Here is a 15,470-nt window from a genome sequence, read left to right on the forward strand (position 1 = left end):
GGATTTGCCCCCAATACCTTCAATGTAACGGCATCAGAAACGAAGATCGTAGGTGCTGGGCTTGCCCCAGCTTGGCCGCAAAGCGGCCCCGCACCCGGGCGCACCCGTTCCTCCAACGATACCATCTCCTCTCTCAAAGAGGCACCAGCGTATTATGTTGAATATTGACAAAATAGTCATGCCGCATCAGGCGAAGTGCTGCTGGAGGGCGTCCATGAGTGGTGCTACCCCGTAGCGTAGGGGATCGGTAACCGGGAGGCCCGTTTCGTTGTTGATCTGTGCGATGGCGGCGCGGGCGTCTTCTTCGTTGAGGTGGTTGGTGATCAGGGAGATGCCTACCACCTTGCTGCGGCGCTCGGGACGCAGCCAGCTAACGGCGTCTTCATTGATTTCGATCAGGCGATTCAGAGATGGGAAGAGGCAACGCTCGTAGCCATCGATGGCGGTCTGCCCCGCTTTGTGGCAGAAGATCATGGCGTCCGGCATCGAGCCGTGCAGCAGGCTCAAGGTGACCGGTGAGTAGCCAGGATGGTTGAGGGCGCCCTGCCCCTCGACGAAGACCCAGTCGTGCCGGTTGCTGAGATCGAGCACCTGCTCCTCAACCAGGCCGGCGGCGAAATCGCTGATCAGACGATCGACCGGGAGGCCGTTATTGGCGATCATCATACCGGTCTGTCCGGTGGCCAGGAAGGCGCTGGAGAGGCCGCGCCTCTGCGCCTCCGCGTTGAGGTCCAGGGCCGTCGACATCTTGCCAGAGCCGCAATCAGATCCGACCAGCAGGATCGTGTGGCTGCCCTCGCGATGCGGCGTAAAATCGGCCACGCGCGCCTTCTCAGGTGGCCGGCGTACATCCCAGATCGTCACGCCATTGCTGGCAGCGGCGCTGCGCAACTGTTCGTCGTCGGAGACAAAGGCATGCAGGCCGCTGACGATATTCAGCTTATGTTCGATGGCTGTTTGCAATTGCCAGCGCCACTCCTCTGGTAGGGCACCGCCACGGGGTGCGATACCGATCAACAGCGTATCCGGCTGATACTGCAGAGCCTCATTGATATCCTTAACCACGGGAATCCCCCTGCCTACCGGACCCTGGAGAGCCTGGGCCGCATCCATTCCGGCGTGCGTGCTATCAATGACGGCCACCGTCGTATCGGGCGAATAGCGGATGACGCCCACCGCTGTTTTGGCGGCATGCCAGCGAAAGGCCCCCTCGGCAAGAATGGCAATTCTACGCATTATGTGTACCTCTACAACTTCTATTGGAGAAACATACATCAAAAAGCAGATATATTCCTGGCTCTATTATATCGTTTGCTGTCCAATGCACGAGGATGGAAAACATGAGACATCCCAAATTTTAGGGATGAACTTGTGAAAGAAGCGAGCAGTTCTCCATTTTTGAAGGAGAACTGCTCGCTTCTCTTCTCTTGCAGAACAACGTGCTTTCCCCGTTTGGCTCGCTGAAAAGCACCACTGTGCCAAAAAACGGAAAAAGAGAAAGGAGCTGGTCAACCGACTTTCCACTCCCAAAGCATCCCAGCGGCTTCCACAGGGCCTAGGGGTATGCTCTTTTCGCACGCATTCGCATCCTCTGTTGGCAAGACGCGTTGTACCCGATGAACACCGGACACACGCCCACATGGTCAGCCGATGCCGACCAGAGCGTCTCTCGTCACGTGGGGAACCTCCACACCACCTCAGAGCATGATGATCTGGACGCGAGGCTGGGGCCGGGGCCGGCCAGCTACCTCCTCCCAGCGCGCAGGGATCCGTTGCCACAACCGACTCAAGGCCAGGCGCAGCCGTGCAAACGGCTGGTGTGCTTGCCGGGCATGACGGCCTGTGCGATGACAGTAGTGCCGCAACAGCCAGCGGCGTAAGAGCTCGTAAAACGGCGCCAGCAGGCTCAGCAGAAAGGCGTAGGCCAGCGCCGCCAACAGCAGCAGTTTTTCTCGCGGCTCCCACTCCCACAAACGTGGACTTTGGAACCCCAACTCACTCTTGTTTTCTTTCCAGGTCAGTTCGATCTGCCAGCGGCGCGCGTAGGCAAACATGATCCGCCAGGCATCTTCCGCGGTGGTGATGGACTCGGCGGTGAGCAGATACCAGGGCAAGCCACCTTTGCGCCGAGCTACGACCAACCACAAGGGCTGCTCAGGATGGTCGGGGTGCGTCACCGGAAAGGCAAGAATGCTGCCCATGACCCACTGGTGACGACGGCAATCCCACACCCAGCGTTCTTGCCATCCTCGTTTGCCGCGGGTGATTTTCCAGGCTGCACGTCGCTGACCCTGGGCATCCACGAGCTGATAGTCTTTGTTCCAGCGCAGCACAAAGCGGAGCGAGAACGCCAGCAACAGACCCAGCCAGAAACTGCTGGCGAAGCCTTGATCAAAGACATGCATCACCTCGCGTCCCCAGAGCAGAACGCCTTGCAGCAACAGTTTGGCTTGCTCATCGCGTTTGAAGGAGGCGCGCGCCCCACGGCTGGTCCACCACCGCATGCTGGCTAGTTCAGGCGGGTCGTCTTGCTGCTCGCTACCGACCAGGACCACGGCCAGCCAATGGAGGCCCGGCACAAAAATGGGGCCACGCGGTGGGGTGTAGTAGCCCTTTTTGATATGGGTGAGTCGCGCCGCTTTACTTGAGCGCACCGGGGCAAGATCATCGGAGGCGATACTTTCTGGTTTCTCCCAGGCGCTCTCATCCCACAGCGCCAGCACATCCCTTCCCATCTGTTTCCACCTTGTGAGGCGCTGGCTGGCTCGATGCCACAGATACGAGCGGATCAGCTCAGCGGACCATTTGCGACAATGCAGCAGCCGAGACAGGCGCTTGGTGCCTGCCGGGGCTTTGTCAGGCGTTTCGAGATAGCCGCCCATTTCCGAGAGGAGCAAGCCATTGACGCGATCACGAAAGGTCAAGATCACTGCGACCGTGTGCAACATCGTGCGCACCAGTCGTTTGTCCATGCGGGTATCAGCTTCCATGAGCAACGGAGCTAGAAACCGAGCGAGAGCGGTGTACAATCCCTGAGCCATCTCGGCAGGGGGATATGGTGGAACTTGTGGCTCCTCAAGCCGTGTGAGATACTGGGATGACATGAACAACACCTCCTGGATTGACTGAATGATGGTTGGTTGCTTTCTTCAGTCTCGCTCAGGAGGTGTCTTTTTACAAGCCCGACCTTAAAATTCGGGATGTCTCATGTTGGCTGCCCCAAAGTTATGGGGTTGGGGATAGGCTCCAGAGGCCGTAATTGCCCACGCATTGACCGGCTCCGTCCTGGTTGCAGTAATCGCCGACCAGGTTTCCATCCGGGCGTACAACTCCTTCGAAGAAGAGGGGTGGTTGCTGGGCGGAAGCCGAGATGGTGATCAAGATATGGTTGGAGGCGTCAACCACACCGGTGAAGTTACCCGCCCTGTTCATGCCGGTGAAGTGTCCGCTGATCTGCTGCTGCTGTTGCTGAATATTGGTCAGGGTCATTGTGCCGGTGGCTTGTTTAGAGAGATTGCTCAAGGTTCCCCGGTAGGCTGTGGTGAGGCGGGGATAGGGTCCGGTCGCGCTGGCTGTGGCGGTTGGATGTGGCTTCACCGCTGCATGTGTGCTCTGCATGGTGGCAGTTGGATGGACGGACTGTGGTGATTGGAAGGCATTCGCTATAGAGCCAATCGCCAGGATAATACCGAGCAGTAAGATGATGCCCGAAATGGTGGTCAGTTGTATGATGCGACGGTGGCGCTGCTTCTGGGCCCCTTTCGATGTGGCCTGGATGGTACCAGTCCTCTTTTTTCTGCCTGTGTCGGGTTGTCCGGGGGCGCTGGCTGACTGCTTCATAGCCGACCAGAAATCTTCTACGCGGTCGTAGCGCTGTTCCATGCTAATCTCCATGGCACGTTCGAGTGCCTGCGAAACGTGCGGGGGGATAGCGGGCGCAAGGATATGCACCGGTTTCAGTGGATCGACGCGTTTGCTGACAATGGTGGCGGCGCGTTCAAACGCATCCACCGGCACCGACCCGGTGAGCAGGCAATAGCAGGTGGCGGCCAGCGCATAGATATCCGTGTGAACATCGGTGCTCAGATTGCCATACTGCTCCGGCGCGCCATAGCCGGGCGTGCAGTGGCGCAGGGCGCTGGTGGTGGCATCAACTTCAAACTCTTTCGCGATACCAAAATCGATCAGGACCGCCCGCTGCTGATGCGCTGTAATGATGATATTGGATGGCTTGATATCGCGATGAATAATAGCCGGTTGCTGATGGTGCAGGTAGATGACGGCCTCGATGATCGGCTGTATGAACCGCAAAACCTCGTCGAGGGTGAAGCGCTGGCCTGGCTGCTGGCGGCGCAAGGTTTCCAGATTGGGCCCCTCGATATATTCCATGACCAGGAAACTGGATTGCTGCTCTGTGTCTTCATACACATCATAGATACGCGGGAGCGAAGGGTGCTTGAGCTTCTTAAGCACGCGGCCCTCGAAGGCAAAATGCACCTGCTCCTTCCGATTGTCGGTATGCAACTCTTTCAGGGCCACATAATTGTTCTCTTCTTCATCATGGGTTTCTTTTGCAAGATCACGTGCCAGATAGACAATACTTGAGCCGCCATTGCCCAATACACGTTCTATTTTGTAGCGCTCTCGCAGGACTGTACCGGCTACGAGTGGCCTGGATGATGCCATCATAGAAAAATGCCCCTTTTAATAAATGACGATGGTCGTTTGCCAGTTTGTATGATTATAGATCCAGGCCATGTCGTTTACTGTCAGGTTAACGCAGCCATGGCTCCCATCATAATTGTAAGGTGTATTTCCGCTAACATCTTGATGGGGATATTGGGCACCGGCCCCGAAGGTGGCGCGCCAGTAAGCATCATGGATGAAATCACCCCCATAATGATAGAGGATCGCATATTGAATGGGTGTCGGGGCAAACCAGAATGGCGAATTTCTGGGCTCTTTAGAGACAAAAACGGTCGGCGATTTGCGATCGAGCACCGGCCATACGCCGGGCAAGGATGGACGCAGTGGACTGCCGGTTACAACCTGGAATGCTCGCTGCAGACGACCATTCTGATACAGACGCATAGACTGTCCTGCCAGCGAGATCACCAGGACCTGTTTATGCGTCAGCTTGTAGTGGTTCAGTGCCTGTATATCAGTGGCGTGCACCTGGTTATAAGGCGTATTGCTCTGGCTGTCGCTTTCCAGCAGACGCAGATTGAAGAGCGCATTCTGAGCCTCAAGGGTGACGGCGTGGAAATCATTTTCGGATGAAGCGCTGGCCAGGTCACCATCGATAATGGAGCCGAGTCCCTGCGCCATGTATTCTGAGTCGGGTGCATAGTCTTTGCCATCGAATGCATCATGATACATGTGGCTTTTGCCCCAGCTATTGACCTCTTGATGGAAACTGGTCACCGCTGTATGCGCTTCACCGCTGGCGAGCGATCGCTGCATTGAAGCGATGTCGCTATCGATATGCTGCAAGGCGGCAAAGCGTGTCCCATCGTTCTGGGCACGGGCGACCTGCGTCGTGTCAGTCCGCAAGGCCTGCTGGTAAAGGGCCGTATCTTGCTTATAATTTTTGAGTGTACTGATCTGTTGCGTAAATAGCTGCAATTTGGCCTGGCTAACCGCTGGATAATTCCGCAGTGCCGCATTGATGATGTGTTGATAGTGTATCGTCAGCTGTGTATTGAGTTGCTGGATGGCCTGGGGAGTGCTGGCGCTATTAAAGCTGTCACTATCCTGCTGGTATTGTTTTTGCAGGTCGCCGCTATTGAGCTGTGCCTGTTGCATGGCGTTCAGGGTACTATGCATGGTGGCCAGCCGGGTAGCCATGGTTTCCAGCGTGTTTAATGCATCGGTCGAGCTATGGGCGTCCTGCATGATAGCGAGATAATCATTGGGATCTCTGGCGGCCTCCATCTGTAATTGATCCGCGCTGAAGCGTTGAGAGAAAGCGTCGCTGTCGCCGATTGGCTGCATATTGATGCGGCTGACGACCACCTGGAAACGCTGCATCTCTTTTTGCGCCTGGCTTTGTAGTTGTTGGGTCGCGGCTGTAATTGTACCTGGAACCTGCTGTTGCAGACTGACGTAGCGGGCGGCCTGCGCGTTATAGGCGGGGCCGGGCTGCAGATAAAAAGAGGGCGAAAACCAGGGTAGTGACGTGGCGATATGCGCTTCTTTTTGTCGTAACGGGGCAAGGTACGTTTCGGGCACGCCGATGGATTGCGCGTGAGCCAGGAGCTGATCCAGCTGTGCCTTTTTTTGCTGGGGCTGCTGCAGGTAGCGTGGATCATGAATATTCTGGAAGGCCTCATAACTTAGCAGAAGGGCGATCATGATCAATACAATCACGCTGGTCGCGCTAAGAATATGGACCTTATCCTTTTTTCCTCCGGTGGTATTCACGGGCGAAGCGATCGGTAATGACAGCCGATTAGTAGGAGAGACAGGCTCTGTTCGCGCGTTGGCGGCCAGAGCCTGTTCCTGCTTGATGGCGGCCGCGCGGGCATAAAGCTGCGCCATCTGTTGCGAGCTGCGCTTTACCGTCTTATCCAGATCAGAGACGCGCTGTGTGGCATCTGCATCTAGCGTCTCCACGCTGCGCTGTTCATCCTCTTTCCCTGCTGTAGCGGACTTTTCTCGCGACGTCGTATATCCCATGAGTATATCCTCAAAAAGGAGTGCGATTGTCTCTGGAGGCCAGGGACTCCGCACCCCTGCAACGTATCGATATGTTTTTGTAGCTGAAAGAAACGGCTAGCCGTTACCAACCACGGACGAGTTGACCGCGAATGGTTTGGTCTGCTCAACGCCAGCGACGTTGGTGCTGACCGCTTTGTACATATAGCTATTGTCGCCTTTCGGACTGAGATAGCCGGCCTTTGTGACCAGGGCCGGCGCATCGGCTACCGAACCCAGATAGACCGGTGTAAACGCCCAGTTATCGGCCGGCGATAGACCACCGATGGCACGTCCCAGCGCGCGATGTTCCGCCTCAATACAGGCAACCTGGCCCGCGATCTGCGCCAGGTCTGGTCGACCCAGCTGGGCGAATTCTTTGATCGCGGCCAGGAAGGCCGAGTCAAAGACACCCTCAAGCTGCTGCTGGGTATCGATAAAGGTCTTCAGATCTGTAAAGGTCTGCGGACCATGGGGGAAGCTGAAGGTCTCGGTTAATGACTGGCCTCCATTAGCGGCGAAGAATTGCTGGTGGATCTGCTCTTCCGCCAGGGCCGCCTGCAGATAGGTCAGGTTGTCCCCTTTCAGACCCAGCTTATCGGCGTTGGCCAATCCATTGCTATAGAATGTGACGGCCAGCTGTTCAGCGGTGCGGGCGACCGTCAGGATAGTAACGATGGGATCCTGGGCGCCTTTATAACTGTGCAGGCTCTGATTCTTCTGTTGCAGACCCGCCTTGAGGCTGGCCTGTGTCTGCGCGCTGGTCTGGCGCGCCGCCGCGCTGCTCAATTGAGGCATGATGGCCGCGCCCAAAGCTGTGGCCGCCACACCCGAGGCGGTAATGATGGCGCTTTTCTTAAAGAATGCGCGCCGGGAAGCAGGCGCTGCGAATGAAGCGATCAGGTTATCGGTGGCCTGTTTCACCTTTGGATCATTCTTAAGCATAAAGCGTTCATCAATGGGTGCGTGACATGCCTCACACTGCTGACTGGCCAGGGTTAAGAGATGACCACACTGTGGGCAGAATCGTGGACTACTGTGTGCCATAAAATCCTCCTGAATGAGTCTCTACAGCCTGAACGGATCTGTTTTTATGTGTGTATGCCTGGTTGGCTCAGAGATATGAGTATAGATGTTAATGCTAAATCAGACCTTTTGGAAGCATAACCTGACAACCCGACATACGATCTTCCTGCTGCTAAACCCTACGCATCTAGAGATATGCAGGTGCATCAGGGATAACAAAGATTTGGTGTACTGTCTCGACTCAATCTTTTTATTGAATAGCCGTTCAAACTGTACTACGGCAATGCCCAGAATCTGGATTACATAGCGGCTATTTTTTCGTAATTTTGGTATCTTTTCAACTAAAGAGGCTCAAAACAGATCTGAATAAGGAATTCTGGCGTATTGCTATGTAGCCAGGACTGTCTTTGGGTGCATGAGGCCTGCAATCCTGGCGATCGAGAGGAAATATATGATGAATAAGCCAGGGTTATTACGCAAGTCTGTGTGGTGGCGTCTCTCCATGGCTATGGGTCTGTGTGCCGTGCTATGTGTTACCGGCATGCTATCATCCAGGCCGGTTATGGCTGCGGCTGCCCCTGCCTATGTACGCATCATTCATGCCTCGCCCGATATTGGTATCGTTGATGTATTTGTTGATGGCAAGAAGATCTTGAGTGATTTCCAGTTCGCAACTGTGACCGATTATGTGCCGATCGCATCGGGCGCGCATAAGGTGCAGCTCGCTTTGATTGGCAAAGGCATTGATGCCTCCATTATCACCCAGGAGATGACCGTGCAGGCGGGAACGCCGTATACTATCGCGGCCCTGGGTACCAAAGAGAGCGGGTTCTTGTTCAAGTCTTTTGTAGACAACAATGTGATTGCCGGTACCGGTGCCAAGGTGCGTGTATATCATCTTTCACCAGGAGTCGGCACGGCCAGCGTTTCATCCCAATCAAATACACTCGTCAATCAGATTTCTTATGCCAACGCCAGTTCTTATATTCCTGTGACAAGTGGTACCTACGCGGTAACGCTGAACGCCTCGGCGCCAAAAGCGGCTCTATCGACCCGGCTGACGTTAAAACCGTGGTCTGTGCTGAGCGTCTTCGCGGTAGGTCTGGTGCAGGGAGATCCGCACTGGCGCCTGGTCTCTGCCCAGCAGCAAGGGATACCAGGGATGCCACAGACAGGTGGTAATCCATATGTTGTATCTGAAACCTATCCATATTACTGGCAATGGGGCATCATGGTTGTAGCACTGGTTGGTTTGCTGATCGGATGTGTGTATGCGTTCACCCATAAGCGGGCAAGCAACTCTGCTGCCGAGAAGCGTACGGTGGCTGGAGGATAGATTGAAAAAGGATAATCATGTGGGGTTTTAAACGAACACAGACCGCACACAATTCTAGTTCGGAGCTTCTGGTCCTGCATAGAAACGATTTAGAGGATGAAGTTGTGCTTCAGGCGCTTACCTCGGGGGCTATGTGGGCGATGGAGCTCCTTTATGATCGTTATTCTCGTATACTATATTCCTTTGCGTACCGCATGGTTTCTGATCACCAGGTGGCGGAAGACCTGTTGCAGGAAGCGTTTATGGCGGTCTGGAAGCGCTCTGTAACATACTCTCGGCAGGCGGGGACGGTACGCAGCTGGCTATTTTCTATCATGCATCATCGGGCCATCGATTATTTGCGCGCGGTGAAGCGTCGTTCGGTGCTGAACGAGGTGACGTTAGATGAAGCAGATCAGGATGAGCATGTTGCGTTTGCCGATACCTGGGACCAGGTCTGGCGCTCGGTGCAGAGCCACCAGGTACGTGAGGCGTTGATGTCGCTGTCTGCTGAACAGCGCCTGGTTATTGAGCTGGCTTACTTTCAGGGCTGGACGCATACAGAGATCGCGGAAGGCTGTAACCTGCCCCTGGGGACAGTCAAGGCCCGCATGCGTCTGGGTCTCCAGCATTTGAAGCGCCGCCTGGAAGGAATGGGTGTCAATGAATCATAATGCTGCCTTTGATCCCCGAATAAGGAGTTTCGCACTGGCTAAACTGAACCGACTGGACACGAAAAGCACACACTGTTTACAATATGGCATGCAACTACATCTGCTCACTGCTCCTGAAAGTAATCCGCTGAGCTTTTTTCAACGTAGCACCAGGAAAGTAGTAGATGAGAATGGAGTAACCATGTATGACTTGCCAGGAATTTGAAGAGCTTTCAGGAGCTTACGTGCTGGGAGCACTGACGCCAGAGGAAAAGAAAGCGATGGATGAACATCTGGCACAATGTCGCGATTGTGCCGCGAAGCTGCCAGAATTGCAGGCGATTGTCAACCTGTTGCCACTTGCTTCACAGGATGTCGAGCCAGCCGCTGACCTCAAGCAGCGCTTTTTTACGCAGCTTCAGCAGGAGCAGTTATCTACTACTGGCAGGCCATCACGGCGAGCCGCAATCTTACCACTATCCACGCGTGCCGCCGCCCGTCGTTCATCGGGCCGGACCCTGCGTGCCGCGCTGGTCGCGGTGGCTGCGGTCCTTGTATTCTCCGCCCTTGGCGGCATGCTTTTCTGGAATCTCTCTCTGCAACACCAGATTGCCAGCCTATCGGCCAATGTGGTGCAGGCAAATACCTATAAATTGCAGGGCACGGCCAACGGAGCATCTTCTCAAGGTGAATTAACCTGTTACAGCCGGCAGCAGGTCTGTATCGTGGTGATGCATGGGCTTCCCCCGATATCGGGTAACCATGTCTATCAGGGCTGGCTTCTCCAGGGAAAGCAGACGACCAGCCTGGGTCTATTTACCATCCGTGATGGGACCGCGACGCTCCCTTTTCAAGGTAGCACAAAGGGCTATGACGCGGTAGCCATCAGCCTGGAACCCGGTCCAACCGCAACACCCCAGGCTCCCAAAGGACCTGTTGTCGCTCTGGGCATGTTGCAGGGCCTGGCTAGCAATACAGCGCCAGAGCGCGCCCAACAGTCGCTGGCCGATCTGCTATAGATCTGGAATAGCCTATGTATGGCTGGTGTATCGTTCGTTATAACACGGCTTGATGGTCCTCTCCACGCTACCCGGATGGCTGTCGCTGACAGTCATCTTTTTGCGAGAGTCCTTTTTTGCCGTTATTTTTGTAAATATATCGCCTCCAAATCGTGAGAAGGAAACGTACGGTATAGTCTTTAATCTATTATGTATTGGTGCATGGGGCGCAATCTGGCCCCCATGCACCAATACATAATAACCAGCGCGGCCGCGTAGCGGACGTGCGTGGGGACGCTCACGTGCCCCACTATAACCAGAGTAAGTCACACACTCTTACACCTATCGAAGAAGGAGGGCGCATGACGATGACTACCGATAGAGATGACCAATGGCCTTGTTGGTTGAATGATAAATGCTGATCTGTAGTTCCTCAAGATGGATAGTTGAATAAGATGAAGTTTGAGTCACCCTTAGAGCGCTATCTTTTTGATAAGTATATTTTAGATGTATGTATTGCCACCCTTACGCAAGGTGGCGTGACCTCTAAACTGGATACCTATCAATTTGTATCACCTATCGATGCCTGGGCCATCCCGAAATATCCAGATCAGACCGTTATCCTTCCTCCCAATGCGGACTTGCAGGCGGCTGTGCGGTCTTTTGTGGTTCAAAATGAATTATATCTAAGGATGCCCGATTACTGGCTGGGAACCTGGATAGAGCCCGAAACCCATAGTTGTTACCTTGACATCACTAGTCTTTGCTTTTGCCTGGATGATGCGGTACAGCAGGCACGAGCCCTGAGCAGTAGCGCGCAGCGCAAGATTGTGGCGCTCTACGATTTTAAACGTGGGCAGGCTATTTATATTTGAAAGGATGATAGGGATAGCTATGATGAACGAGGCGATTGCCCTGGTGATTCCAGCCTGGAACGAGGCGGATGCCCTGAAGCATCTGTTGCCGGAGATTTCCAGGAACCTGGTGCGCTGGATTGTAGTCGTGGATAACAATAGTACGGACGCCACGGCCGCTGTGGCGCGCGCGGCCGGCGCGACCGTTGTGCTTGAGGAGCGGCGTGGTTATGGCCAGGCCTGCTGGCGTGGCTTTCAGACCGCGCGCGATCTGGGCGCGGAGATCGTCGTATTCATGGATGGCGATGGCAGCGACAATCCCGTCGATCTCCCCCGCATGGTAGAGCCTATCCTGTCCAACCAGGCCGACTTTGTCATCGGCTCGCGCGTCGGCCCGCAATCCGAGTCCGGCGCGGTCCCTCCGCAGGCACGTCTGGGCAACTGGTTGATCAGTCGTTCGGTAAGCTGGCTATACGGAGTAAGTGTGCATGATATCGGCTCTTTCCGGGCGGTACGCATCGAGAAGCTGGAGCAGCTCAGGATGCAGGAGATGACCTTTGGCTGGCCGGTGGAGATGCTGGTGAAGGCCGCACGGGCCCACTTCCGCATTGTGGAGATCGATCTGCACTACCGGCGCCGCAGCCATGGACAATCCAAGGTGGCGGGTACCATCACAGGGAGCATTCGCGCGGCCTACGCTATGTTGAGTACGATGGCGCGCTATGCCCGTAAAAAGGATCTGAAATATGTCTGATACCGCGCTGGCGATTCTGGCGCGCTATCCTGAACTGGGCAAGGGGAAGACGCGCCTCGCTCAAGGATTGGGAGCCGGGCTGACGCTGGATCTGTATCGGTCGTTCTTGCAAGATCTGGCCTGCCGCTTTCAGGGCTGGCAATATGATGTCATCTGGGCCTATACGCCGGCCGAACAGGATTTCATCGCCTGCGTACGCTCGCTGATCGCGCGGCCCGATGAGCCGGTGCGAATAGTGCCGCAGCAGGGTCCAGACCTGGGCACGCGCCTGCATAATGTCTTTCAAGAGACTGCGCGCGCCGGTTTCGCATATACCGTTTTGATTAGCTCGGATTCGCCACAGGTGAGCCGGCAGATCATCGAACGGGCCCGCCGCGCCCTGGATGACGCGGATGTCGTGCTGGGACCCGCTGAGGACGGCGGCTACTATCTGATCGCCATGCGTGAGCCTCACGATGTCTTTAGCGCTATCCCGATGAGCACCGACGTGGTGTTGGATATGACGATCGACAAGGCTCGACAGCAGGGCCTGAATGTTCAGCTAGTGGACACACTATTTGATATTGATACTCGGTCGGACCTGCAGCGCCTGGCGGACCTGTTGCGAGCTGATGCTACGCTTGCCCCCGCTACCGCTGCCTGTCTGCATGAGATAGATAAAAGGGGTTTTCTTTCATGACTACATCAACCGTTGCTACACTTCCGCGCTCCATCTATATCGAGCCCACCAGCCGCTGTAATGAGTTCTGTCAGCAGTGTCCACGTACGTTCCTGTCGCGCGAAGAGGACCGCGACCTGCCGTTCGATGATTTCCGCCGTATCGTCGATCAGTTTCCTGTGCTCGATCGCGTGGTGCTGCATGGCCTGGGTGAGCCGCTGCTGAACAAGGATCTGCCGAAGATGGTGCGCTATCTCAAGGATCGCGGCACTTATGTGCTCTTCAACTCCAACGGCATCGCCCTGACCGAGGCGCGCGGCCAGGCGTTGATCGACGCGGGCCTTGATGAGTATCGTCTGTCCATGGATGGTTCGACCCGCGAGACATACGCCCATGTGCGTGGCGTGGATGCCTTCGATAAGATCTGGCGCAACGTGAGCGCGTTCGTCAAGCTGCAACAGGCGCAGGATGCCAGCAAGCCCGCAGTCTCGCTCTGGTTTACGGCCATGCGCGAGAATCTGCCAGAACTGCCTGGACTGGTTGAAAAAGCCTATGAGAACGGCATCCGCGAGATCTATCTGCAGCGCCTGGTCTATTTCGAGCAGGGGTTGGCGGCCTCGAAGCAGGCCTTGTTCCATCGCGCGCTACCCGAGGAACTGGCCATTATTCGCCGGACTCAGGAGCTCTGCCAGGAACGCGGTATCCGCTTCAAAGCGGCTGGAGCGGCCTCCCCGGTGGAAAGCGTCGTGCGCGACTTTGGCGAGCGTCCCTGGTCGGGCTGTCAGCGTCCCTATACCCTGACCTATATCACCTCCAGCGGCAACGTACTCTCCTGCTGCTTCGCCCCCTTCGGCCATCGCAGCGCCAAAGAGTACCGGGAGGAGCGCGTGCTGGGTAACGTCTTCCAGGAATCGATCGAGCAGATCTGGCATGGTGAGCGCTATAACCAGTTCCGCAACGCCTTCGAGAGCGACCATCCCGCGCGGCACTGCGCGCAGTGCGGAGTGAACTGGAGCTACTAGCATGCCAATTCTGGAACAACTGCCGTCTCCAGTTCATAAGGACCATGTCTCCTCCTCATTTGGGGAGACATGGCGCCTGCCGCTGTTATGCCTGCTGCTGGTTATCGCTATCGTCTACAATACATTCTTCGCCTTCAACGCACCGCTGCCGGATACCAATGAGAATCCGCTGCTGGTAGCGGAGCTGATCAGCTATCTCCCCTACCTACTGGCCTGCGTCCTGATCTTAAGCACCAGGGCGCCCGAGGGACGCAAGCGCTGGCTGGAGCTGGGCATTATCCTGCTGGGAGCCGTGGTCTTGCGCGCCCAGCTGCTGGGTATTCAGCCCAATCTCTCACACGACTCCTGGCGCTATCTCTGGGACGCGCGCGTGACGCTGCATGGCTTCAGCCCCTATACCTATCCCCCCGGCCATCCATTGCTGCTCCACCTGCGCAACGTGCTGTATGAGAATAGCCGCTTCCGCAATGTGCCGACCATCTATCCGCCGGGCGCGCAGGGCTTCTATCTGCTCAGCTACCTGCTGGCGCCGGATAACCTGCCCTTTCTCAAAGCTCTCTTTAGCCTGTGCGAGGTGATATCGACAGGGTTGCTGGCCCTGCTGCTGCAGCGCAAAGGATGTGATCCCGCGCGCTGCCTGATCTATGGCTGGTGTCCGGTGGCGATCGTAGAGGTGGCGCTCCAGGGCCATGTCGATGCCCTGATGGTCATGTTTATTATGCTGACCCTGGTCTGCGCTCAGGGTACGTGGCGAGGCGCCCGCGTCGTGACCGGCCTCTGCCTGGCGCTGGCGACCTTAACCAAGCTCTACCCTATTCTCCTGTTGGTGGTTGTCTGGCGTGGTCGCCGCGACTGGTGGCTACTGATCACCTGTCTGTTAACCATCGTGCTTTCCTATATTCCCTATCTGATTCTGGGACATGGTCAGATCTTTGGTTTCTTTGCCAGCTATGCCAGCGAAGTAGGATCTATGAATGGCGGGCCGCTCGCCCTGTTCATGTACAGGCTGAGCAAACAGACTGGCTGGCCATTGCAGGTGACCTATGCTGTTGATCTGCTGCTGGTCTGCTCGGTCTCGTTGTGGATTTGGATCAGACGCTTGCAGGAGCGTATCAGTATGGAAGCCTCGGTGCTGATCCTCTTCTGCGTCATCTTCCTGATCTCATCCCATGTCTTCCCCTGGTACACCACCGTCCTGCTGCCCCCGGTTGCCCTGATGGTTGGCTCGCCCTGGACGCGCGCCAGCGGATGGAGCGGTCGCGCGCTGGCCTGCATCGGACTCTGGTACTTTGTATGCGCCTCCATCGTCTCCTACTTCTTCGGAACCTCCCTGAATTGGAACCTGTACTACACCTATGTCTATGGTGTAACTGGCGTGTTCCTGTTGCTGGCACTGCTCCTGGGAGCGAGGAACTGGCGTATTGAGCGCCGGAGCCGCCAACGGATCAAGTATCAATCTCTCTCTTAGCTCGACTTTGTACATTTTTCGCTCGT

Annotated in this window: 13 protein-coding genes; 8 read left to right on the forward strand and 5 right to left on the reverse strand. The window is 55.9% G+C overall.

Annotation, left to right across the window (positions count from 1 at the left end; all coding sequences use genetic code 11):
- Positions 1-186: 186 nt before the first annotated feature.
- The 5 genes from KTT_RS14755 to KTT_RS14775 all read right to left on the reverse strand — a co-directional run bounded on the left by KTT_RS14755 (position 187) and on the right by KTT_RS14775 (position 7,743).
- Positions 187-1,236 carry an N-acetyltransferase DgcN family protein gene (locus KTT_RS14755; protein WP_126596699.1) on the reverse strand — a complete coding sequence of 350 codons (1,050 nt, stop codon included), beginning with the start codon at positions 1,234-1,236 and terminating at the stop codon, positions 187-189.
- Positions 1,237-1,697: 461 nt separating this feature from the next.
- Positions 1,698-3,104 carry a hypothetical protein gene (locus tag KTT_RS14760; RefSeq protein ID WP_126594945.1) on the reverse strand — a complete coding sequence of 469 codons (1,407 nt, stop codon included), beginning with the start codon at positions 3,102-3,104 and terminating at the stop codon, positions 1,698-1,700.
- A gap of 121 nt (positions 3,105-3,225) precedes the next feature.
- A complete protein-coding gene (locus KTT_RS14765; protein WP_126596700.1) occupies positions 3,226-4,689 on the reverse strand; it encodes a serine/threonine protein kinase in 1,464 nt (487 codons plus the stop codon).
- A 15-nt stretch (positions 4,690-4,704) separates the two neighbouring features.
- Positions 4,705-6,678 carry a L,D-transpeptidase gene (locus tag KTT_RS14770; RefSeq protein WP_126596701.1) on the reverse strand — a complete coding sequence of 658 codons (1,974 nt, stop codon included), beginning with the start codon at positions 6,676-6,678 and terminating at the stop codon, positions 4,705-4,707.
- 96 nt (positions 6,679-6,774) lie between these two features.
- Positions 6,775-7,743 (reverse strand): ferritin-like domain-containing protein, encoded by a 969-nt coding sequence (locus KTT_RS14775; RefSeq protein ID WP_126596702.1) that lies wholly within the window; start codon positions 7,741-7,743, stop codon positions 6,775-6,777.
- A gap of 430 nt (positions 7,744-8,173) precedes the next feature.
- Between KTT_RS14775 and KTT_RS14780 the strand changes: the two genes are divergently transcribed.
- The 8 genes from KTT_RS14780 (at position 8,174) to KTT_RS14815 (ending at position 15,444) form a co-directional block, all read left to right on the forward strand.
- On the forward strand, positions 8,174-9,058 hold the full coding sequence (locus tag KTT_RS14780) for a DUF4397 domain-containing protein (protein WP_160145877.1): 885 nt from the start codon (positions 8,174-8,176) through the stop codon (positions 9,056-9,058).
- Positions 9,059-9,162: 104 nt separating this feature from the next.
- On the forward strand, positions 9,163-9,711 hold the full coding sequence (locus KTT_RS14785) for an RNA polymerase sigma factor (protein ID WP_160145878.1): 549 nt from the start codon (positions 9,163-9,165) through the stop codon (positions 9,709-9,711).
- Positions 9,712-9,896: 185 nt separating this feature from the next.
- A complete protein-coding gene (locus KTT_RS14790; protein WP_126599628.1) occupies positions 9,897-10,709 on the forward strand; it encodes an anti-sigma factor in 813 nt (270 codons plus the stop codon).
- Positions 10,710-11,143: 434 nt separating this feature from the next.
- A complete protein-coding gene (locus tag KTT_RS14795) occupies positions 11,144-11,563 on the forward strand; it encodes a hypothetical protein (RefSeq protein WP_126596705.1) in 420 nt (139 codons plus the stop codon).
- 19 nt (positions 11,564-11,582) lie between these two features.
- The gene (locus KTT_RS14800; RefSeq protein WP_160145879.1) at positions 11,583-12,296 is read left to right on the forward strand and encodes a glycosyltransferase family 2 protein; all 714 of its coding nucleotides are present in this window, start codon (positions 11,583-11,585) and stop codon (positions 12,294-12,296) included.
- Positions 12,289-12,975 carry a TIGR04282 family arsenosugar biosynthesis glycosyltransferase gene (locus KTT_RS14805; protein WP_126596707.1) on the forward strand — a complete coding sequence of 229 codons (687 nt, stop codon included), beginning with the start codon at positions 12,289-12,291 and terminating at the stop codon, positions 12,973-12,975. The genes KTT_RS14800 and KTT_RS14805 overlap by 8 nt, the downstream gene beginning before the upstream one ends.
- Positions 12,972-13,976 carry a radical SAM protein gene (locus tag KTT_RS14810; RefSeq protein ID WP_126596708.1) on the forward strand — a complete coding sequence of 335 codons (1,005 nt, stop codon included), beginning with the start codon at positions 12,972-12,974 and terminating at the stop codon, positions 13,974-13,976. Before KTT_RS14805 ends, KTT_RS14810 begins: the two co-directional genes overlap by 4 nt.
- A gap of 1 nt (position 13,977) precedes the next feature.
- A complete protein-coding gene (locus KTT_RS14815) occupies positions 13,978-15,444 on the forward strand; it encodes a glycosyltransferase family 87 protein (protein ID WP_126596709.1) in 1,467 nt (488 codons plus the stop codon).
- The last annotated feature ends 26 nt before the right edge of the window (positions 15,445-15,470 follow it).

The sequence above is a fragment of the Dictyobacter aurantiacus genome, from assembly GCF_003967515.1.
Lineage (GTDB): Bacteria > Chloroflexota > Ktedonobacteria > Ktedonobacterales > Ktedonobacteraceae > Dictyobacter > Dictyobacter aurantiacus.

Coding starts and splice junctions, on each gene's coding strand:
- KTT_RS14800 (WP_160145879.1), top strand. CDS start 11,583: ATGATGAACGAGGCGATTGCCCTGGTGATTCCAGCCTGGAACGAGGCG.
- KTT_RS14775 (WP_126596702.1), bottom strand. CDS start 7,743: ATGGCACACAGTAGTCCACGATTCTGCCCACAGTGTGGTCATCTCTTA.
- KTT_RS14790 (WP_126599628.1), top strand. CDS start 9,897: ATGACTTGCCAGGAATTTGAAGAGCTTTCAGGAGCTTACGTGCTGGGA.
- KTT_RS14815 (WP_126596709.1), top strand. CDS start 13,978: ATGCCAATTCTGGAACAACTGCCGTCTCCAGTTCATAAGGACCATGTC.
- KTT_RS14760 (WP_126594945.1), bottom strand. CDS start 3,104: ATGTCATCCCAGTATCTCACACGGCTTGAGGAGCCACAAGTTCCACCA.
- KTT_RS14765 (WP_126596700.1), bottom strand. CDS start 4,689: ATGATGGCATCATCCAGGCCACTCGTAGCCGGTACAGTCCTGCGAGAG.
- KTT_RS14805 (WP_126596707.1), top strand. CDS start 12,289: ATGTCTGATACCGCGCTGGCGATTCTGGCGCGCTATCCTGAACTGGGC.
- KTT_RS14810 (WP_126596708.1), top strand. CDS start 12,972: ATGACTACATCAACCGTTGCTACACTTCCGCGCTCCATCTATATCGAG.
- KTT_RS14755 (WP_126596699.1), bottom strand. CDS start 1,236: ATGCGTAGAATTGCCATTCTTGCCGAGGGGGCCTTTCGCTGGCATGCC.
- KTT_RS14795 (WP_126596705.1), top strand. CDS start 11,144: ATGAAGTTTGAGTCACCCTTAGAGCGCTATCTTTTTGATAAGTATATT.
- KTT_RS14780 (WP_160145877.1), top strand. CDS start 8,174: ATGATGAATAAGCCAGGGTTATTACGCAAGTCTGTGTGGTGGCGTCTC.
- KTT_RS14770 (WP_126596701.1), bottom strand. CDS start 6,678: ATGGGATATACGACGTCGCGAGAAAAGTCCGCTACAGCAGGGAAAGAG.